This window comes from Ruegeria sp. AO1 (genome assembly GCF_056535985.1).
In genome coordinates this window covers 413,890-432,914 of record NZ_JBQFJC010000001.1, presented here as the reverse complement: position 1 = coordinate 432,914, position 19,025 = coordinate 413,890, and the positions used below count along the sequence as shown (strand labels likewise).

At 60.7% G+C, this 19,025-nt stretch carries 18 protein-coding genes; 8 read left to right on the top strand and 10 right to left on the bottom strand.

The genetic code is table 11. The annotated features are described in order from the left end of the window. The first annotated feature begins 20 nt into the window (after window positions 1–20). The 3 genes from ACR3FB_RS02130 to ACR3FB_RS02120 all read left to right on the top strand — a co-directional run bounded on the left by ACR3FB_RS02130 (window position 21) and on the right by ACR3FB_RS02120 (window position 4,580). Entirely contained in the window at window positions 21–2,840 is a 2,820-nt protein-coding gene (locus tag ACR3FB_RS02130; protein WP_480563760.1) for a molybdopterin oxidoreductase family protein, read from the top strand. A 103-nt stretch (window positions 2,841–2,943) separates the two neighbouring features. Next, entirely contained in the window at window positions 2,944–3,693 is a 750-nt protein-coding gene (locus tag ACR3FB_RS02125) for a 4Fe-4S dicluster domain-containing protein (RefSeq protein WP_480563758.1), read from the top strand. After that, a complete protein-coding gene (locus ACR3FB_RS02120; RefSeq protein WP_480563756.1) occupies window positions 3,693–4,580 on the top strand; it encodes a dimethyl sulfoxide reductase anchor subunit family protein in 888 nt (295 codons plus the stop codon). Before ACR3FB_RS02125 ends, ACR3FB_RS02120 begins: the two co-directional genes overlap by 1 nt. Window positions 4,581–4,665: 85 nt before the next feature. Here the strand turns inward: ACR3FB_RS02120 and dapA are convergent, their stop codons facing one another. Beyond that, on the bottom strand, window positions 4,666–5,538 hold the full coding sequence (gene dapA, locus ACR3FB_RS02115; protein WP_480563754.1) for a 4-hydroxy-tetrahydrodipicolinate synthase: 873 nt from the start codon (window positions 5,536–5,538) through the stop codon (window positions 4,666–4,668). A gap of 134 nt (window positions 5,539–5,672) precedes the next feature. Between dapA and ACR3FB_RS02110 the strand changes: the two genes are divergently transcribed. Continuing rightward, on the top strand, window positions 5,673–7,646 hold the full coding sequence (locus ACR3FB_RS02110) for a lytic transglycosylase domain-containing protein (protein ID WP_480563752.1): 1,974 nt from the start codon (window positions 5,673–5,675) through the stop codon (window positions 7,644–7,646). On the opposite strand, the gene ACR3FB_RS02105 is transcribed toward ACR3FB_RS02110, so the two are convergent. Next, window positions 7,620–8,489, bottom strand: coding sequence for a DMT family transporter (locus ACR3FB_RS02105; RefSeq protein ID WP_480563750.1), 870 nt, complete (start codon window positions 8,487–8,489; stop codon window positions 7,620–7,622). The two genes, ACR3FB_RS02110 and ACR3FB_RS02105, sit on opposite strands and share 27 nt — an antisense overlap. After that, window positions 8,486–9,151 (bottom strand): tRNA (5-methylaminomethyl-2-thiouridine)(34)-methyltransferase MnmC2, encoded by a 666-nt coding sequence (gene mnmC2, locus ACR3FB_RS02100; protein WP_480563748.1) that lies wholly within the window; start codon window positions 9,149–9,151, stop codon window positions 8,486–8,488. Before mnmC2 ends, ACR3FB_RS02105 begins: the two co-directional genes overlap by 4 nt. A 55-nt stretch (window positions 9,152–9,206) precedes the next feature. Between mnmC2 and ACR3FB_RS02095 the strand changes: the two genes are divergently transcribed. Then, window positions 9,207–10,241 carry an NAD(P)/FAD-dependent oxidoreductase gene (locus tag ACR3FB_RS02095; RefSeq protein ID WP_480563746.1) on the top strand — a complete coding sequence of 345 codons (1,035 nt, stop codon included), beginning with the start codon at window positions 9,207–9,209 and terminating at the stop codon, window positions 10,239–10,241. Here the strand turns inward: ACR3FB_RS02095 and ACR3FB_RS02090 are convergent. From ACR3FB_RS02090 to ACR3FB_RS02075, 4 genes are all read right to left on the bottom strand, one after another. After that, on the bottom strand, window positions 10,233–11,027 hold the full coding sequence (locus ACR3FB_RS02090; protein WP_480563744.1) for an HTD2 family dehydratase: 795 nt from the start codon (window positions 11,025–11,027) through the stop codon (window positions 10,233–10,235). The genes ACR3FB_RS02095 and ACR3FB_RS02090 overlap by 9 nt on opposite strands. An 11-nt stretch (window positions 11,028–11,038) precedes the next feature. Beyond that, on the bottom strand, window positions 11,039–11,584 hold the full coding sequence (locus ACR3FB_RS02085) for an NADPH-dependent FMN reductase (protein ID WP_170552461.1): 546 nt from the start codon (window positions 11,582–11,584) through the stop codon (window positions 11,039–11,041). A 126-nt stretch (window positions 11,585–11,710) separates the two neighbouring features. Further along, window positions 11,711–12,382, bottom strand: coding sequence for a YiaD family glycine zipper/OmpA-like lipoprotein (locus ACR3FB_RS02080; protein ID WP_480563742.1), 672 nt, complete (start codon window positions 12,380–12,382; stop codon window positions 11,711–11,713). Window positions 12,383–12,508: 126 nt separating this feature from the next. Beyond that, window positions 12,509–13,201 (bottom strand): helix-turn-helix transcriptional regulator, encoded by a 693-nt coding sequence (locus ACR3FB_RS02075; RefSeq protein WP_480563740.1) that lies wholly within the window; start codon window positions 13,199–13,201, stop codon window positions 12,509–12,511. Between the two features lie 109 nt (window positions 13,202–13,310). On the opposite strand from ACR3FB_RS02075, the gene ACR3FB_RS02070 reads away from it, so the two are divergent. Then, complete coding sequence (locus tag ACR3FB_RS02070; protein WP_480563738.1) at window positions 13,311–13,502, top strand: hypothetical protein; 192 nt, start codon at window positions 13,311–13,313, stop codon at window positions 13,500–13,502. A 2-nt stretch (window positions 13,503–13,504) separates the two neighbouring features. Here ACR3FB_RS02070 and ACR3FB_RS02065 read toward each other — a convergent pair whose 3' ends face one another. After that, complete coding sequence (locus ACR3FB_RS02065; protein WP_170719695.1) at window positions 13,505–14,152, bottom strand: RluA family pseudouridine synthase; 648 nt, start codon at window positions 14,150–14,152, stop codon at window positions 13,505–13,507. Window positions 14,153–14,246: 94 nt separating this feature from the next. Between ACR3FB_RS02065 and ACR3FB_RS02060 the strand changes: the two genes are divergently transcribed. Both ACR3FB_RS02060 and ACR3FB_RS02055 read left to right on the top strand, forming a co-directional pair. After that, window positions 14,247–14,657, top strand: coding sequence for a nuclear transport factor 2 family protein (locus ACR3FB_RS02060; RefSeq protein WP_170719697.1), 411 nt, complete (start codon window positions 14,247–14,249; stop codon window positions 14,655–14,657). Window positions 14,658–14,659: 2 nt separating this feature from the next. Next, a complete protein-coding gene (locus ACR3FB_RS02055; protein ID WP_170719699.1) occupies window positions 14,660–15,370 on the top strand; it encodes an SGNH/GDSL hydrolase family protein in 711 nt (236 codons plus the stop codon). Here the strand turns inward: ACR3FB_RS02055 and rarD are convergent. Further along, on the bottom strand, window positions 15,361–16,266 hold the full coding sequence (gene rarD, locus ACR3FB_RS02050) for an EamA family transporter RarD (RefSeq protein WP_425083562.1): 906 nt from the start codon (window positions 16,264–16,266) through the stop codon (window positions 15,361–15,363). The two genes, ACR3FB_RS02055 and rarD, sit on opposite strands and share 10 nt — an antisense overlap. A 252-nt stretch (window positions 16,267–16,518) precedes the next feature. Further along, complete coding sequence (locus tag ACR3FB_RS02045) at window positions 16,519–18,972, bottom strand: GcvT family protein (protein WP_480563736.1); 2,454 nt, start codon at window positions 18,970–18,972, stop codon at window positions 16,519–16,521. Between the last annotated feature and the right edge of the window lie 53 nt (window positions 18,973–19,025).

Sequence of the window (19,025 nt, the reverse complement as noted above, 5' to 3'; positions counted from 1 at the left end):
CCCCGACATAAGGACGCCAGATGACAATCCAGCAACCGAAGATCGACACCAGCCCGAAAGTCTCGGACGAGATCCGGCGCACCACCTGTTATATGTGCGCCTGTCGCTGCGGCATTAATGTCCACATGAAGGACGGAAAAGTTGCCTATATCGAAGGTAACCGCGACCACCCGGTCAACAAAGGTGTGCTTTGCGCAAAGGGCAGCGCTGGGATCATGCAGGTCAACGCGCCCTCGCGCCTGCGCAAACCCCTGCGCCGCGTTGGCCCGCGCGGCTCGGGTGAGTTCCGCGAGATCGAATGGGACGAAGCGATCAGCACTGCCGTCGGTTGGCTGAACGAGTTGCACGAGACTGCCCCGCACAAGCTGGCCTTCTTCACCGGCCGCGACCAGAGTCAGAGCTTCACAAGCTTCTGGGCACAGAATTTCGGTACGCCCAATTATGCAGCCCATGGCGGGTTCTGCTCGGTCAACATGGCAGCGGGCGGCATCTACACAATGGGCGGCGCGTTTTGGGAGTTCGGCCAGCCCGATTGGGACCACACCAAGCTGTTCATGCTGTTCGGCGTGGCGGAAGACCACGACAGTAACCCGATCAAGATGGGCATCGGCAAGATCAAGGCGCGTGGCGCGCGGGTGATCGGGGTGAACCCGATCCGCTCGGGCTACAACGCGGTGGCTGACGATTGGGTCGGGATCACGCCGGGCACCGACGGGCTGTTCATCCTGTCGCTGATCCATGTACTGATGAAGGCGGGCAAGATCGACCTCGACTACCTTGCCCGCTACACCAACGCGCCGGTTCTTGTGAATGCTTCTGACGACCCCGAGAAGGGCCTGTTCCTGCGCGATGCCGACGGAAAGCCTCTGGTGATCGACCGTGTGACCGGAAAGCCCGCCGCCTTTGACAAGCCCGGCGTGCGCCCGGATCTGTCCGCCACCTACGACAAGGATGGCGTAACTCACCGCCCGGTCTTCCATAAGATGGCCGAGAAATACCTCTCGGACGATCACGCCCCCGAAAACGTGGCCGAACGCTGTGGTATTCCGGCCCAGAAAATCCGCGCCATCGCCGCCGAAATCGCGCGCGTCGCCTTTGAAGAGGCCATCGAGCTCGACCAGGAATGGACCGATTTCCGCGGCGAAAAGCACTCCAAAATGACAGGCCGCCCGGTCAGCTTCCACGCGATGCGGGGGATTTCGGCCCATGCCAACGGCTTCCAGACCTGTCGCGCGCTGCACGTGCTGCAAATCCTGCTGGGCACGGTCGAGGTTCCCGGCGGCTTCCGCTTCAAACCGCCCTACCCCAAACCCGTCGAGGCGCATCCAACGCCACACGGAGACCGCCGCCCAGGCCGCCCTCTGGAAGGCCCTCACCTTGGCTTCCCGCGCGGCCCCGAAGACCTCCTGCTAGACGAAGACGGCACCGCTCAGCGTATCGACAAAGCCTTTACATGGGAAAACCCGATGTCGGCCCACGGGCTGATGCACATGGTGATCTCGAACGCCGCCGCGGGTGATCCCTACAAGATCGACACGTTGTTCATGTATATGGCGAATATGTCGTGGAACTCCTCCATGAACACCAAAGGTGTGATGGAGATGCTGTCGGCCAAAACCGAAGACGGCAAATACGTCATCCCGCATATCATCTACTCGGATGCCTATTCCTCGGAAATGGTCGCCTATGCCGACCTGATCCTGCCCGACACCACCTATCTTGAGCGGCACGACTGTATCTCGCTGCTGGATCGCCCGATCTGCGAGGCCGACGCCGCCGCCGATGCCATCCGCTGGCCAGTGGTCGAACCCGACCGCGACGTACGCGGGTTCCAGTCGGTTCTGATCCAACTCGCCAACCGCATGAGCCTGCCGGGCTTCACCAACGAAGACGGCACGCCCAAGTGGAAAGACTATGCCGACTATATCGTCAATCACCAGCGCAAGCCGGGCATCGGCCCTCTGGCCGGGTTCCGGGGCGAGGACGGCTCCAAGGAAGGCCGCGGAGAAGTCAACCCGGACCAACTGAACCGCTATATCGACAACGGAGGCTTCTATGTCGCGCATATCCCGGAAGGTGCGGATTACTACAAACCGTGGAATGCCGCCTATCAGGACTGGGCCGTTGGAATGGGCCTCTACGACAGCCCGCAGCCCTACCTGTTCCAGCTATATTCAGAACCGATGCGCAAGTTCCAACTGGCCGCCGAAGGACACGGACCGAACCAACCCCCCGACCACCTGCGACAACGCATCAAAGACGCCATGGACCCTCTGCCCATTTGGTACGAGACTGACCAACAGGGCAACGAAGGCTTCACCGTCAACGCCCTGACTCAGCGCCCAATGGCGATGTACCACAGCTGGGGCACCCAAAACGCCTGGCTGAGGCAACTTCACGGGCGCAACCCGCTCTACGTCCCCACCAAGCTAATGCGCGAACACGAGCTGCAAGACGGCGATTGGGCCAAGGTCAACTCCCCCCACGGCGAGATCACCGTACCCGTGATGGAAATGGCTGCGTTGAATGAAAACACCGTCTGGACATGGAACGCCATCGGCAAGCGCAAAGGTGCCTGGGCGCTGCAAGAGGACGCACCCGAGGCCACCAAGGGTTTCCTGCTCAACCACCTGATCCACGAATTGCTACCGCCCAAGGGGGACGGTATGCGATGGGCCAACTCAGACCCGATCACCGGTCAGGCCGCGTGGTTCGACCTGAAAGTCAGGATCGAAAAAGCCGCCCCTCCAGCGGATACCGAAAGCCAACCCGAATTTGCCCCGATCAATTCCCCCGTCGGCACCGGCCCGAAGGATATCGCGTGGAAGGTAGGCAAATGATCCAATCTTCATCTGGCCAAAAATATCTCGGGGGTGAATTGAGCCAAGGGCTCAAGAGGGGGCTGGCCCCCTGCCCCGCCCACCAAAGCCGAGGTTCCCTGATATGACGCAACTCCCCGAATCCACAGACCGCAAAATGGGCCTCGTCATCGACCTCGACACTTGTGTCGGCTGCCACGCCTGCGTGATTTCCTGTAAGGGCTGGAACACCGAAAATTACGGTGCACCCTTGTCTGATCAGGATGCCTATGGCGGCAACCCCTCGGGCACATTCCTGAACCGTGTCCACTCCTACGAGGTCACACCGACCGAGGGCCCTGCCCAACTGATCCACTTCCCCAAATCCTGCCTGCATTGCGAAGACGCACCCTGCGTCACGGTCTGCCCAACCGGAGCCAGCTACAAACGGGTCGAGGATGGGATCGTGCTGGTCAACGAAAGCGACTGCATCGGCTGCGGCCTCTGCGCCTGGTCCTGCCCCTATGGCGCACGGGAAATGGACATGGCCGAGGGCGTGATGAAGAAATGCACTCTCTGCGTCGATCGAATCTACAACGAAAACCTGCCCGAGGTGGATCGGGTGCCGTCCTGCGTCCGTACCTGCCCAGCCGGAGCGCGTCATTTCGGGGACCTCGGCGATCCTAACAGCGAGGTCAGCAAGCTGGTCGCTGAAAGGGACGGCATGGACTTGATGCCTGAAATGGGCACCAAACCTGTCAACAAATACCTGCCGCCCAGACCCAAGGATCAGATCGAGGACCAGATCGACATTCTGGCCCCACTGCTGGCCCCCGTCGCGGAAGAGCCCAAAGGGTTCCTCGGCTGGCTCGACAAAACTCTGGAGAAGCTCTGATGCATCCGGCCCCTTCCGTTATCATCTTCACCACCTTGTCCGGCCTCGGCTTTGGGCTGCTGTTCTTCCTTGGCCTCGGAATGCCCGAGGTCACAGGCTGGGTTGCGTTTGTCTTCTTCCTGATTGCCTACGGGCTGGCCGTCGGCGGATTGCTGGCGTCAACCTTTCACCTCGGCCACCCGGAACGGGCGTGGAAAGCGTTCACGCAATGGCGCTCTAGCTGGCTCAGCCGCGAGGGCTGGTGCGCGGTGATCGCACTGGTGCTGATGGGCCTGTTCGCGTTCGGCTCGGTCTTTCTGGGTGAGCGGTGGAGCCTTTTGGGTTGGCTCGGCGCGTTGTTCTCGCTGGCCACGGTGTTCACCACATCAATGATCTACACTCAACTCAAGACAATCCCTCGTTGGAACATGAAGCTGACACCGGCCATGTTCCTCAGCTTCAGCCTGGCCGGAGGGGCCTTGATGGCCGGTCAAACCTCGGTCGCGCTTCCCTTGCTGTTGATCGCTGCTCTTGTACAGATTCTATACTGGCGTCAGGGGGACAAGGCGATTGCCAGCTCGGGGACTGACCTTGGGACAGCAACAGGGTTGGGTCAGCGCGGCTCGGTGCGGGCGTTTGAGCCTCCGCACACTGGCACCAACTACTTGCTACGAGAGTTCGTCCACGTGGTTGGCCGCAAACATGCCGAGAAGCTGAGGATCATTTCGTTCCTGTTGGCCTTTGCGCTGCCCGTTCTGTTCATCGCAATTCCGTTGGAAGGGCTCGCTCTGAAACACCTGCTTGCGCTGCTGGCGGTTGTTTCGCATTTGGCCGGGGTTGCCGCGTCGCGCTGGTTGTTCTTCGCGCAGGCGGAGCATGTCGTCGGGCTGTATTACGGCAAGCGATAGGGCGTGAGGGGGCCAGCCCCCTCTTGGCCCTTTGGGCCAATTCACCCCCGGGATATTTTTAGCCAGGTGAAGAGCGGATCCTGTTTCAGATCAGACCTGCATGCGCCATCGCGGCTTCGATGGCAGACTTGGTGCTGTCTTCCAGTTCAGTCAGAGGTGAGCGAACTTCGGTGCTGCACAGGCCTAGTTTGCTCAGCGCATATTTCGCGCCGACTAGGCCGGGCTCGATGAAGATCGCTTCGTGCAGAGGCATCAGGCGATCCTGATAGTCCAGAGCCTTGGCATAGTCGCCCGCCAGCGTGGCCTGTTGGAATTCAGCGCAAAGTTTCGGAGCAACGTTGGCCGTGACCGAAATACAGCCCACGCCGCCATGCGCGTTGAAGCCCAGCGCAGTGGCGTCTTCGCCCGACAGCTGACAGAAGTCGGCACCACAGCTTGCGCGCTGCTGGCTGACGCGCGCCAGATCGCCCGTCGCGTCTTTGACACCGACAATGCGTGGCAGCTTTGCCAGTTCGCCCATGGTCGCGGGGGTCATGTCGATGACCGAACGGCCCGGGATGTTGTAGATTATGATCGGAATCTCGGCGCAATCGTGCAGGGTACGGAAATGGGCCAGCAGGCCTTTTTGGGTCGGCTTGTTGTAATAGGGCGTGACCACCAACGCCGCATCGGCCCCGACGTTTTTGGCAAACTGGACGAATCGAACGGCCTCGACCGTGTTGTTCGAACCTGCGCCCGCAATTACCGGCACCCGACCTGCGGCCGCTTTGACCACTTCGGCCACGACGGTTTCGTGCTCTTCATGGCTCAGCGTCGGGCTTTCGCCGGTGGTACCTACGGGAACCAGACCGGTCGAGCCTTCCTTTATCTGCCACTCTACCAAGTGTTTGAGCGTATCCAGGTCCAACTCGCCGTTGCTGAACGGGGTGACGAGAGCTGGCATTGAGCCTTTGAACATGGGTCGCGCTCCTTGAAGTGCGGTTGCAGTATTTGCGCCATCCTCGCTCACGTTTTTGGCTTTGTGAGTTGATACTGGCGGCGCAAGGTTTATCCTGAATGGCTCTATCCTCGGTTGGTTGGGAAATGCAAGGGATGACACGCGTTCTGGCCTTTTTGGCAACAGTGATTCTGTGTTTTGGGATGCAGGCAAGCGCCGCGCGGGCCGATGCTGCCGGTGATCTGCGCGCCGGGCTGGCCGAAATGCGCAAAGGTGACTGGAACGAAGCGCTAGCGGTTTCTGGCGCACGCGGCTCGGTTACTCGTGACATCATCGTATGGCATTGGCTGCGAGAGGGCTTTGGCAGCTCAGGCGATGTGCTTGTGTTTCTTGAGCGCCGCCCCGACTGGCCCGGACTGGCCTGGTTGCGCCGCAAGAGCGAGCCGTCCTTTACCGGGGCTGATCCGGATCGAGCGGTGAACTTCTACGCCGATCAGCCGCCGCAAACGGCCGAAGGCGCGCTGAACTATGCCGTTGCCCTGAAAGCCAAGGGCCGGATTGGGGACGCCGAGGCCGATATCGTAACAGCCTGGCGCACCATGCCCATGGGGTCGGGCTTGCAAAAGGATTATCTTGAGAATTTCGGCAAATTGCTGAAACCGCACCACACTGCGCGGCTGGATCGGATGTTGTGGGACAATCATTTGGTCAGCGCCGGGCGTATGCTGCCTCTGGTCAGCGCCGATCAGCGCAAACTGGCGGAAGCCCGAATTGCCCTGCAAAAACGCGAACCGGGCGTGGACGGTAAGATTTCTGCCGTACCCAAGGCTCTGGCAGGGTCTCCGGGGCTAGCGTTTGATCGGTTTGTCTGGCGCGACAAGAAAGAGTTGGACGACAGCGCCATTGATCTGATGCTGTCACGCTCAACTGGCCCGGACGCCCTAGGTGAGCCCGACAAATGGGCTGAGGGGCGACGCCGACTGGCCCGGCTTGAGATGCGGCAGGGCAGTGCGTCCCGTGCCTATGAGGTTGCTGCCAATCACCACATGACGCCCGAGATGGGCTATGGCTATGCCGATCTGGAATGGTTGGCCGGGTTCCTGGCTTTGCGCAAGTTAAACGACCCGGCAACGGCGGTTCGGCATTTCCAGAACTTCGAAGGCGCGGTGAAGTCTCCGATTTCACGAGGTCGTGCTGGTTATTGGCTGGGTCGCGCCTACGCGGCACAAGGAAATGCCGAGAAAGCCTATGACGCTTATGCCATGGGAGCAGACTATCAAACGTCATTCTACGGCATTCTGGCAGCCGAGCAGATCGGGCGGCCGTTCGACAGCACCCTCGCCAACCCGCCCCGCGCCGCGCATTGGCGGCAAGCCGAATTTGCGAACTCCAGCGTATTGGAGGCCGGTCTGCTACTGCTCAAAGCAGGGGAGGACAACCTCTCTGAACGGTTTCTGACCCATCTGGTCGAAAGCCTCGATACAGCGCAAGCCAATCAACTGGGCGATCTGGTCATCGAGTTGAAAGAGCCGCATCTGGCCGTGATGATCGCCAAACGCGCCGCGACCACAGGAACGGTTCTGCCCGCAGCTTATTACCCAGTGCATCCGGTCGCAGATATCGGCTTGCCAATGGCAAAAGAGATGACCTTGGCCATCGCCCGCCGTGAAAGCGAATTTGATCCCGTGGTGATCAGCGGTGCAGGCGCGCGTGGCTTGATGCAGGTGATGCCAGCGACGGCCAAGCTGGTCGCGCAGGAGTTGGGGATCCTAAGCGGACATCAGACCGGGCGGTTGACCTCGGACTGGGAATACAATGCCAAGCTTGGGGCGAACTACCTGTCCAGTCTTGCGGCAGATTTCAACGGCAATGTGGTCATGATGGCCGCCGGATATAATGCCGGACCACGGCGGCCGATCGCATGGATGGAGCGCTACGGAGACCCCCGTGCCGGTGAGGTGGATGTGGTCGACTGGATCGAGACCATCCCCTTCAGCGAAACGCGCAACTATGTGATGCGCGTGACCGAAAGCCTTCCGGTTTATCGCGCGCGTCTGGGTAAACCCGCCCTGCCCGTGCCCTTCTCGCAGGAACTGACCGGATCAACCCTTGCGGCGTTCGCGCCATAGGGTGAACAGCCCCGCCGCGACAACGAGACCAGCGCCGATGACGACCTCGGGGCGCAGGACCTCATTGAAGATTGCGATGCCAAGGATCGCCACCCAGACCAGATGGAGGTAGGCAAAGGGCTGCACCGCGCTGGCCTCGGCCGCCTCATAGCATTTGATCAGCAACCAATGGCCGAACGCACCGCTAACACAAAGCGTTGCCATCCAGGCCCAATCCGCCTGTGCCATCGGCTCCCAGAACCACATGCCGACCAGCGTCATGGCAACGGCTCCGCTGACGCCGGTCCAGAAAAAGCTGGTGGCGGCGCTGTCTTGGCGCGCGGCATAGCGGGTGAGCAGCGAATAAACCGCAAACAGAAAGGCCGAGATCAGCGGTATGATCGCCCAGGGGTTAAACACGCCGACCCCCGGTTGCAGGATGATCAGCACGCCGACGCAGCCAACCCCGATCGCCGTCCAACGCCGCCAGCCCACGCTTTCACCCAGAACCGGGCCACTGAGGGCCGCGACCAGAAGAGGGTAGCAGATGAAAACCGCCATGCTGTTGATCAAACCTAGCTTGGTGAAGCCGAAAACGGCCACGCAAATCTCGGTCACCAGCAGAACGCCGCGAAAGATCTGCAGTTTTGGCTGGTCGGTGCGCGCCGCCGCCTTCAACCCACCCGGAGCGCGGGCCGCCAGTGCGATGACAAAAGCGGCGAAGAACCAATAGCGGACCATCACCACCATATAGGTGTTATACGTCCCCGCCAGATGGCGCGAGATCCCGTCCTGCAGGGCAAAAACCACCGTCGAGGCGACCATCAGCGCGATCCCGGCCGAGATATTGTTCTGCTGCGTCACGCTTTCACTGCCCGTGTCATATGCCGTTTGCGGCCGTAGCCGGGCGCGCGGGTGACTGCGAAACCGGCCTCCTCCAACCCGCGACGGACAAAGCCTGCTGCGGTGTAGGTGGCCGCGGTGCCGCCCGGTGCCGTGTGATCGGCCACATGCTGCATCAGATCCGCACCCCAGAGTTCAGGATTTTTGGCGGGTGAGAAGCCGTCCAGAAACCACGCATCGGCCTTGCCTGTCCAGCCGGGCAACGTCTGACGCGCGTCGCCTTCGATCACCTCAAGATGCAGCATGTCGAACTGACAGGACCCGCCGCGCCATTGCGACAGAAAGCGGTCAGCCCAGGGTTGCACCTCGGAGAATGCGGCCAGGGCGCGCGCCATATCCTCGGGGGCCATGGGGAAGGCCTCGAAGCTGGTGAATCGCAGCGGGGTGGTCTGGCCTGCGGCCTCCCACGCGGACCAAACGGTCAGCAGATTCAGGCCGGTGCCGAAGCCCAGTTCGGCAATATGAAACCCTGGCGCAAAGCGCGCAGGCAGATCGTTGCCCGACAGAAAGACATGCCGCGTCTCCTCCAACCCGTTCTGCAACGAGAAATAGGGGTCATCGAACTGGTCCGAGACCGGAATCCGGTCCTCTCTCCATGTCAATTCGGCGTGCTGGTCTGCCATCGGGGAATCCTGTAGCTAAGCGGCGCGAGACTGAACAAGGAAGAGGGGTTTGGCAATGGTCGATGTGACGGTACGCGGCGCTGGCATTTTTGGCCTGTCCATCGCCTGGATCTGCGCCCGGCGCGGCGCAAAGGTGCAGGTCGTCGATCCCTTTGGCCCCGGCGCGGGCTCCAGCGGTGGGTTGGTCGGCGCCCTGGCCCCGCATGTGCCCGAGAACTGGAACGCCAAGAAGGCCTTTCAGTTCGACAGCCTGATCATGGCCGAACCCTTTTGGGCGCAGGTCGAAGCAACCGGAGGGGTCTCAGCCGGCTATGGGCGTTTGGGACGTCTGCAACCGATCATGGATGAGCGCAGCCTGCAGCTGGCGCATCAACGGCATACCACCGCGCAAGAGCTGTGGCAGGGTCTGGCCGAGTGGCAGGTGCTGTCCACATCGGAGGCAGGCCAATGGTGCCCGCCCAGCCCGACCGGCTATGTCATCCACGACACCCTGACCGCGCGGATGCACCCGCGCCGGGCCTGTGCCGCGCTGGTTGCGGCGCTCTCGGTCATGGGGGTTGAGGTCGTCGCTGAGGCCCCGGACAAAGGCCATGTGCTGCATGCGACAGGTGTCGCCGGGTTGCAGGCGCTCAACCAGAGCTTCGGGAAAACTGTCGGCAATGGCGTCAAGGGACAGGCGGCCTTGCTGCGCTTTGATGCGGGTGCGGTGCCACAGCTTTTTGCAGATGCGATCCATATCGTGCCGCATGCAGACGGAACGCTTGCCATCGGCTCGACCTCTGAGAGGGACTATGATGACCCGACCAGCACCGACGACGCGCTTGAGGATGTGATCGACCGCGCCACCCGCGCGGTTCCCGTGCTGCACGGTGCCGAGGTGATCGAGCGATGGGCCGGTGTTCGCCCTCGCAGCAAAAGCCGCGCTCCGATGCTGGGCGCGCACCCGCTGCACGACGGTCAGTTCATCGCCAATGGTGGCTTCAAGATCGGCTTCGGCATGGCCCCGAAAGTGGCCGAGGTGATGGCGGACCTCATGCTGGACGGTCGCGATGAAATCCCCGGCGATTTTCGGCCCGAAGCGTCACTCTGACTGCGCTTCTGCCTGCATGCACTGCCGCCCGTCGGGACCTCGAACCCACAGGTCTTGCCCATTGCGGCAGAGTGTTGCCGTCTCGAAATGCAAAAGCGGCGCGGTTGCCCTGAAGGAAAAGCGCGTCAGTGGGCCGGTCACCTCCTCTGCAAACAGCATCAGCAGTTGCGCCAATAGCGGCCCGTGTACGACCAGCCCGCCATACCCTTCGACATCGCGCGCATAATCCAGATCGTAGTGGATCCGGTGGCCGTTGAAAGTAAGCGCGGAATACCGGAACAACAGGGAGCTGTCGAAGCGCACCTCGCGGCGTTCCGTTTCGTCACGACGCGCCACGGGCGGCGTTGGCTTCACCGCGTCCAAAGCGGGATCTTCTCGATAGACCAGATCCTGCCATTCGGTGACGCAGAGCGCCCCATCCTGCCAGATCTCATGCTTGAGCGTGACAAACCCCAATGGCCCAGTGCGCCCGGTTTTGCGGCTCTGTTTCTCCAGAACGGAATGCCGCTCGGCCTCTGCACCTGCCCGCAGGGGGGTATGGAAGTACAACCGCCCTCCGGCCCACATCCGGCGCGGCAGGCTCATGTCCGGAATCAGGCCAATCCCGACCCGAGGGTGCCCGTCGCGCCCCAAATCAGACGGCGTGCGCGGAGACCAGAAATAAAGCTGATGAAAGAACGGTGGCAACGCAGAACCGTCAGAGATCGTAGGCTCCACCCCCAGCGCAACTTGCAAGGCCACCGCCCGGGCCGGGTCCATCACATCGCTTTGCCGATCCTGATGCATACCCTATCCGCCTAAAGACGCCCGACCTCGGCCCGCAGCTTTTGCATCAACGCATGGATGGTCTTTTCATAGCGCTCGCTAGTCAGCCGTCCCCCGTCGTCAAACGCGTTGGAGCTGTCGGCCAGATGGACCTCGGGGCCTTGCAGAATGCGCGGTTGGAACGGCACCAAATAGGCGCGAAGGACCATCTGGGCGCGCTCCCCTCCGGCCCGACCCGCAGCGGCGGACATTACTGCAACCGGCTTGTCGGCCCAAGGTTTGCCCGACGTGCGGCTGACCCAGTCCAGAGCATTCTTCAGCACGCCCGACGGCCCCTTGTTGTATTCCGGTGTGGAGATAATCACCGCATCCGCTTGCGCGATCTGGTCAGCCAGCGTTTGCACGGCGGCTGGGATACCCTCACCCTCTTCCAGATCCCCATCATAGAGGGGCAGGTTCAAATCCGCTTCGACAAAGCTGGCAGGATCAAAAAGGCGTGCCGCCTCGCGCAGAAGCTTACGGTTTGTTGCTGACTGACGCAGGGAACCGGACAGGCCAAGAAGGGTCGGTTGGGACATTGCGGGAAACTCCGTTTCAGTGTTTCCCAATAGGTAGACCGAGACGCGCCTGATCCAAACCCCATTTCTTGCACAGATCGTTCGCGCAAAAGGGCAGCCCCAAGACCGCCCGCAATGCACATAGAATTACGAGTTTGCGCTGGGTACGATCACGATCTCGACCCGGCGGTTCTGCGATTTGCCTTCCGGCGTCAGGTTCGAGGCAACCGGGTTATCTTCACCGCGCCCGATGGTGACGATCCGGCTGTAGTTCACACCGTTCGCCTGAAGGACATCTGCAACCGCATTGGCGCGACGCTCGGACAGGCCTTGGTTATAGGAGGCCTCGCCATCACTGTCGGTGTGACCAATGATCTGCACGTTCGAGTTTGGATAATTCACGAGGTTCTGACCAACCCGCACCAGATCGGCGCGCAAGGCCGGGCGGACCGTCGCACTGTCAGTGTCGAAGGTGATGTCATTGGGAACGGTCACGATCAGCCGGTCGCCCGCATTGACGATGGTAATCCCGTCATTGGCCAGTTGCTGACGCAATTCTGCGGCCTGTTTGTCGAGCTGGTTGCCGATCAGGCCTCCTCCAGCTGCACCGATGGCACCGCCGGCCACCGCGCCCAAAAGAGGGTTCGAATTATTCGCGATTGCGCCGACACCAGCACCAACCAAACCACCCAAAACCGCGCCCTGCTTGGCATTCTGATTCGGATCGGAGGGCAGGTTCAACGTGCCCGGATCGGTACAGGCCACCAGAGTCATGGCCGAGCATAGCCCGGTTGCCAGAAAAAACTTGGAAATCGTCATGGTATCACCTTCTGCTCCGGCCCCCGTTGATCGGGTTTGCCTTGTTGCAGATCAGTATATCACGGCAGCGTTGCGCAGGCTCAAGCAACAATGCGGTGAAGTCGGCGAATCCCCGCCCATACAGGTTCAGACGGTCTGTGTGGCCGGATCATTACGCTCTTGCTCGTTCCACAAATCCCGCAGCGAACTGCCTTGGCCCCGGAAACTCTGGCCCGTGTCTTCACAGGCCCAGATACGGTCCGTCCGGAAATGCCGGAACCCGCCCCGCAGCTCGCACCACCCGGCGAGCATCGTGCATTCGATGTGGTAGATCAGAGCCACAGGCCGAACGACTCGCTCAGAGCGTTCGCCCGCGCCGTTTACATAGGTGATGCGTAGTTTCTGCTCGGCCCGTATAGCTTCGCGGTAGCTTGCCACTGGGATGCATCCTTTCGCGGGATCGTCAACCGGCGCACCCCAAGTCGAGACCTGCAGCCAATCGGCAGGACAATGGAGCGCGTCGATCTTGTCACAGATGCGCCGTGCCGCCCGTTGCAGATGACTGTCCCCGGTGCGCGCCAGCATCGATAGCCCGACCCACAGCGCCTCAACCTCTTCGGCGTCGAAATTCAACGGTGGCAGATCATAGCCGCGCCGTATCAGATATCCGACACCTGCCTCCCCCTCGATCGGTGTGCGCTGCGCCTGTAGCTCGGCGATATCGCGGTAGACTGTGCGCGTGGACACCTCGAGCTTTTCGGCCAGTTGATCGGCCGTCACGGGCGCATCTGCGGCCCTGAGCATCTGGATGATTTCGAACAACCGGGTCGAGCGGCTCATGTCGGGGTCTCCTGTCAAACTGCTGACAGCCTAGCACATCCCCCTGACAAGAGGGTGTCAGGAGTGGTGCGCGAATTTGGGTCAGATTTCAAAAACCCGGAGGCCCAATATGCCCAGCCTAGACAACCATGTTCTGATGCACCTGAAACTTGAACGCTGGTCGCAGGATCACAAGCTTCGTGCCTATGAGATCGAGCGCGAACTGGCCGCAGATCGACACCGCGCACAACCCGCGCGCCGCAAACGTTCGCGCCGGATTTCCCTCGGGAACCTGAAACTGTTGTGGACCAACATGGCCTAAACCTAGAAATCCGCCTTGGCACGAAACTTCATCGCCACGCCGCCCTCGGGGCTTTTCAGGCGCAATTCCTCGGAATGCAGCATGAGGCGTGAGAAATCGCGCGCTGCGCCTTCGGCGTAAAACGGGTCACCCAGAATCGGGTGGCCCAACGCCAGCATGTGAACGCGCAACTGATGCGAGCGACCGGTTTTCGGAAACAAACGCACGCGCGTCGTGTCACCTTCGTATTTGACGACACGCCAATCGGTGACGGCCTGCTTGCCCGTATCATGACACACCATCTGGCGCGGTCGGTTCGGCCAGTCGACGATCAACGGCAAATCAACCGTCCCCGTTTTGGCCTCAACCCACCCCCAAACGCGAGCAATGTAGGTTTTGCGGGTTTGTCGCTGCTCGAACTGCATGCTCAGATTGCGTTGCGCATGGGGCGTCTGCGCAAACACCATCACGCCCGAGGTATCCCGGTCCAACCGATGCACCAGCAGGGCCTGCGGAAACACCGCCTGCACGCGGGTCAGCAGGCAATCCGCCAAATGCGCACCTCGCCCCGGCACCGACAACAAGCCCGAGGGCTTGTTCACCACAATCAATTGCGCATCTTCATGCAGCACATCCAGCGGTGTCTGGGGGGGATCGTAGGTCTCGCTCATGCCCGCGTGCCTATCCCACAGCGCCACTTCCCGCAACGTCGTCCTTGCGCGCGGCGCGCGTATCGTGAACCGTTGAGGCAAAAGGGGAGAGGTCATGCATCCAACAATCGAACGCATGCAAGAGGTTGTCGCCAAAGGGGACGAAGACCTCATTCACGAGCTTTTGGCCGAGGACGTCCGCTTCATGCCGCCCACCTACTACAGCACATGGACCGGCCGCGCGCCGGTTGCGGCGGTGTTGGGCCATGTGGGTAAGGTATTTTCCGACTTCCGCTATCGACGGATCATGGGCAGCGGCAATGACTGGGCGCTGGAGTTTCAATGCAAGGTCGGAGATCTGGATGCGGTCGGCGTGGACCTGATCACGCTAAACGACGAGGGTTTGATCCAGCAGTTCGAGGTTGTGATGCGCCCTCACAAGACCATTGGTGCCCTGCGTGAAGCGATGATGGCCCGGGTGATGACCGACCCCCGGTTTCTGGAATTCAAATCCGCCCTAAGCTGATCATGTCAAATCCGCTTGCCGCCGATCAGATTCTGCGTGTGCCCCTGCTGCCAGTTCTGGCGGCGCAGGGCTTGGCTGTGCGCCGCAAGGCCCAGCTGCTGCCGGAACCGATTGGTCCGCGCGAAGGGCGAACGGGCCGTGGGCCTCGCCTGCGCCTGTTGATTGCGGGCGACAGTTCTGCCGCCGGCGTAGGCGCGGGCACGCAAGAACAGGCGCTGTCAGGCCATTTGGTCAAACACTTGGAGCGGCATCACTCGGTCGAATGGCGGTTGGAGGCAACAACCGGACACACGACACGAGATACGCTTGAGAGGTTGCAAACGATTGGAGGCACATACGATGCGGTCGTCACCGCGCTCGGCGTGAACGACGTGACCCGAGGCGTGACCTATAAACGCTTCGTTGAACGGCAAAACCAGTTGGCCAGGATGCTGACCCAACGCTTCGGTGCGCGACGCGTTGTGGTAACGGCAGTACCGCAGATGAACCGCTTTCCGTCCCTGCCCCATCCTTTGGCATGGGTATTGGGTCGACAATCCGAGCGCCTGGATCGTGGTCTGCAACAGGTCGTTGCTGCCCATCCGCAACTCCGACACTTGTCACTGGATTTACCGAATGATCCCGCTCTGGCCGCGCCGGATGGATACCACCCCAGCCCCAAAACCTACGCGATTTGGGCCGAAAGCGCCGCGCGTCTTCTGCTTCAGGCCTGAGCCCTCGCCTGTCGGATCATCGGGATCGAATACACCACAAGCGCCGCCCAGATCAGAGGAAAGGCAATCATTCGGGCCCGGTCAATCTGTTCTCCGAACACGGTAACTGCGGTTATGAAGATCATGGTGGGCGCGATGTATTGCAGGATACCCATCGTCGACAGCCTGACGAGCTTGGCCCCATTGGCATAGACCAGCAAAGGCACCGCCGTCACGACGCCTGCACAGGACAGCAAGACAGTATCCGAGGCCAGTATTCCGAAATGCCCGGTTCCCTGAACCCCCAGCCACGTCACATAGGCGATCGCGGGGATCAAAAGGATCAGAACCTCAAGCAGAAACCCCTGATTGGGGCCAATCGGCAAAGACCTTTTGAAGAAGGCGTAGAATCCCCAACTCACCATCAAACCCAGCGCCGCCCAGGGAAGACGCCCAGCCTCGACCACCAGAACCAAAACGCCCAAAGCCGCCAGACCAACAGCAACCAGTTGCACGCGCGTCAGAGGTTCTCGCAGCAATACAGCGCCCAAGGCGATACTGAACAAAGGGTTGATATAATACCCGAGTGCCGCATCCAGCGCATGCCCGGTTGAGATCGCCCAGACATAAATCGCCCAGTTCACCGAGATCAGCGCCGCCGTCAAAGCCGCCATTCCCAACATCTTGGGATTGCCCAACGCCGCCTTGAGGTCGCGTGTCCGCCCCAGATAGACCAGCAGAAGCCCCGCCACCGGCACAGACCAGATGACCCGATGCGCCACAACCTCGACCGGGCCAATATGGCTAAGCGCTTTCATATAAAGTGGCAGGAAACCCCACATGACATAGGCAGAAACCGCCAGCACAAACCCTTTTGGAGTGTCCGCATTCTGTGAAGGTGAGGAGGCAGTCGCCACGAGAAATCTCCGATAAGTATCGGACCCATTTACGGCAGTTCCGGAAGGGTTGAAAACTCTGAAAACAGTGAAGTCGCACATAACGAATTGTGATGGGTCGACTTCGAAACCGCGCTTTTAAGCGAGGCTTTGCCTCGCGCTCCGGGATATTTTTAACCAGATGAAGACTGGATCCCCTGCTTCATCTGGCCCTAAATATCCCGGGGGAGTCGCGGCTTGCCGCGGCGGGGGCAGAGCCCCCTGTTCTGCGGGTTAGACTTTCACGCGCTCGGACTTGGGATCATACATGGGCTTCAAAGACGCCTCGGCCTTTACTTTGACACCGCAAACGTCGATTTCGTAGCTCGATGCAAGAACATCCGCAGTTTTTTCGCCTTCACACGGCACATAGCCCAGACCGATAGCACCACCCAGAGTGTGGCCGTAGTTGCCGGAACTCAGGTAGCCGACATACTCACCGTCGCGCACAATAGGTTCGTTGTGGAACAACAGCGGCTCGGCATCGGTAAGCTTGAACTGCACGAGACGGTTTTTGGGACCGCTCTCTTTCCGCGCGATCACGGCTTCGCGGCCGATGAAGTCACAGCCCTTGTCGACCTTCACGGCAAAACCAAGCCCGGCATCAACCACGTGATCTTCACAGGTTATGTCATGCCCAAAATGGCGGAAGCCCTTTTCGATGCGGCAGCTGTCCATCATGTGCATGCCGCACAGCTTAAGACCCATGTCCTGCCCGGCTGCGTGCAGCGTCTCGAACGCATGTCCTGCCATGTCTGAGGAGACATAGATCTCCCACCCCAGCTCACCCACATAGGTGACGCGGTGCGCGCGGGCGAGGCCCATGCCAAGCTCGATCTCTTGTGCCGTACCAAATGGGTTGGCCGCGTTCGAGAAATCGTTGGGCGAGACTTTCTCGAGCAAAGCTCGCGCGTTCGGCCCCATGATGGCCAGAACGCCTTCGCCGGCGGTCACATCTGTGATGACGACGTTGAAGTTGCCCGCATGGCGCTGCATCCATGATTGATCCGCCAGACGGGTCGCGGCTGGCGTGACGACCAGGTAGGCGGTCTCGGTCAGGCGGGTCACGGTTACGTCGGCCTCGATCCCGCCGGCGCGGTTCAAGAACTGGGTGTAGACAATCTTGCCACTCGGCACCGAGTAGTCGCCGCCGCCGATGTAGTTCATGAACCTCTCGGCGTCGGGGCCTTCGACGCGGATTTTCCCGAAGGAGGACATGTCATACATGCCGACATTTTCGCGCACGGCGCGGTGTTCTGCGGCAGAGTTTTCGAACCAGTTCTGACGCTTCCAGCTATATTGGTATTCGCGTTCCTGCCCGTCATTGGCGAACCAGTTGGCGCGTTCCCAACCGGCCAATTCCCCCATGACCGCGCCTTGTTCCAACAGGTGATGGTGGAACGGAGTTCGCCGCACTCCGCGTGCCGTGGCTTTCTGACGGTAGGGGAAGTGATCGGCGTAGAGCAGGCCCAGAGTCTCTTTCGAGCGCTCGAACAGGTACTGCTTGTTGCCTTGGAAGGGCTGCATCCGGCTGATGTCGACATCGCCCAGATCAAACGGCTTCTCACCGCTGTCCATCCATTCGGCCAACGCCATGCCCGCGCCACCGGCCGACTGGATACCGATCGAGTTGAAGCCCGCCGCGACCCAGACATTGTCCATCTCGGGCGCAAGACCCAAGTGATAGGCATCATCGGGAGTGAAAGATTCAGGTCCGTTGAAGAAGGTGTGGATACCGGCTTCGGCCAGCATCGGCATACGGTTCACCGCCGCTTCGAGGATTGGTTCAAAATGGTCGAAATCCTCGGGCAGTTGATCGAACTCAAAGCTGTCGGGGATACCATTCATGCCCCAGGGCTTAGCGTTCGGTTCAAACGCGCCGAGCAAAATTTTGCCTGCGTCTTCCTTGTAGTAAGCGCATTCATCCGGGACGCGCAGAACCGGCAGCTGTGTCAGGCCATCGATGCCCTCGGTGACAATGTAGAAATGCTCGCAGGCATGCAAAGGAACGTTCACGCCCGCCATGCGACCCACTTCGTGGCCCCACATCCCAGCGCAATTCACCACCATATCGCATTCGATGTGGCCGGAGGCACTGCCATCGTCGGCAACCCAGTCAACGCCGGTGACCTTGCGCCCTTGCTTGACGACATCGGTGACCTTCACACGCTCTTTCACAATACCACCGCGTTGGCGCGCGCCCTTGGCCAGCGCCAGCGCGATATTCGCCGGGTCACCCTGCCCGTCCAACGGCAGATACACAGCCCCTTTGACGTCTTCGATGTTGAGATGGGGATACAGCTCGGCTACGCGCTCGTTCGAGATCTCTTCGACCTCAACGCCAAAGGCGCGGGCCATGGCGGCCTGGCGGAAGATCTCTTCCTTGCGCTCATCGGTCAGCGCGACGGTGATTGAGCCACAGCGTTTGAAACCTGTCGCAACGCCGGTTTCTTCCTCGAGCGAGCCATAGAGTTCCTGACTGTACTTCGCCAGCTTGGTCATGTTCGCCGTCGCGCGCAGCTGCGCGATCAGACCGGCCGCATGCCAGGTCGTGCCGCTGGTCAGTTGCTTTCGCTCAAGCAGCACAACATCTTTCCAGCCCTTCTTGGTCAGGTGATAGGCAACCGAGCATCCGATCACGCCGCCGCCGATGATGACCACGCGGGCCTTGCTGGGAAGATCAACCATAGTGAAGACTCCGTTCGTTCAGGTTTGTCCCTGAATGGCATGAAAAATCGGCG

Excerpts from the sequence above, each read along its gene's own strand:
- ACR3FB_RS02095 (WP_480563746.1), top strand. The coding sequence starts at position 9,207 with ATGGTCGATGTGACGGTACGCGGCGCTGGCATTTTTGGCCTGTCCATC.
- dapA (WP_480563754.1), bottom strand. The coding sequence starts at position 5,538 with ATGTTCAAAGGCTCAATGCCAGCTCTCGTCACCCCGTTCAGCAACGGC.
- ACR3FB_RS02075 (WP_480563740.1), bottom strand. The coding sequence starts at position 13,201 with ATGAGCCGCTCGACCCGGTTGTTCGAAATCATCCAGATGCTCAGGGCC.
- ACR3FB_RS02090 (WP_480563744.1), bottom strand. The coding sequence starts at position 11,027 with ATGCATCAGGATCGGCAAAGCGATGTGATGGACCCGGCCCGGGCGGTG.
- ACR3FB_RS02045 (WP_480563736.1), bottom strand. The coding sequence starts at position 18,972 with ATGGTTGATCTTCCCAGCAAGGCCCGCGTGGTCATCATCGGCGGCGGC.
- mnmC2 (WP_480563748.1), bottom strand. The coding sequence starts at position 9,151 with ATGGCAGACCAGCACGCCGAATTGACATGGAGAGAGGACCGGATTCCG.
- ACR3FB_RS02130 (WP_480563760.1), top strand. The coding sequence starts at position 21 with ATGACAATCCAGCAACCGAAGATCGACACCAGCCCGAAAGTCTCGGAC.
- ACR3FB_RS02070 (WP_480563738.1), top strand. The coding sequence starts at position 13,311 with ATGCCCAGCCTAGACAACCATGTTCTGATGCACCTGAAACTTGAACGC.
- ACR3FB_RS02085 (WP_170552461.1), bottom strand. The coding sequence starts at position 11,584 with ATGTCCCAACCGACCCTTCTTGGCCTGTCCGGTTCCCTGCGTCAGTCA.
- ACR3FB_RS02060 (WP_170719697.1), top strand. The coding sequence starts at position 14,247 with ATGCATCCAACAATCGAACGCATGCAAGAGGTTGTCGCCAAAGGGGAC.
- ACR3FB_RS02110 (WP_480563752.1), top strand. The coding sequence starts at position 5,673 with ATGACACGCGTTCTGGCCTTTTTGGCAACAGTGATTCTGTGTTTTGGG.
- ACR3FB_RS02055 (WP_170719699.1), top strand. The coding sequence starts at position 14,660 with ATGTCAAATCCGCTTGCCGCCGATCAGATTCTGCGTGTGCCCCTGCTG.
- ACR3FB_RS02120 (WP_480563756.1), top strand. The coding sequence starts at position 3,693 with ATGCATCCGGCCCCTTCCGTTATCATCTTCACCACCTTGTCCGGCCTC.
- ACR3FB_RS02065 (WP_170719695.1), bottom strand. The coding sequence starts at position 14,152 with ATGAGCGAGACCTACGATCCCCCCCAGACACCGCTGGATGTGCTGCAT.
- ACR3FB_RS02080 (WP_480563742.1), bottom strand. The coding sequence starts at position 12,382 with ATGACGATTTCCAAGTTTTTTCTGGCAACCGGGCTATGCTCGGCCATG.
- ACR3FB_RS02125 (WP_480563758.1), top strand. The coding sequence starts at position 2,944 with ATGACGCAACTCCCCGAATCCACAGACCGCAAAATGGGCCTCGTCATC.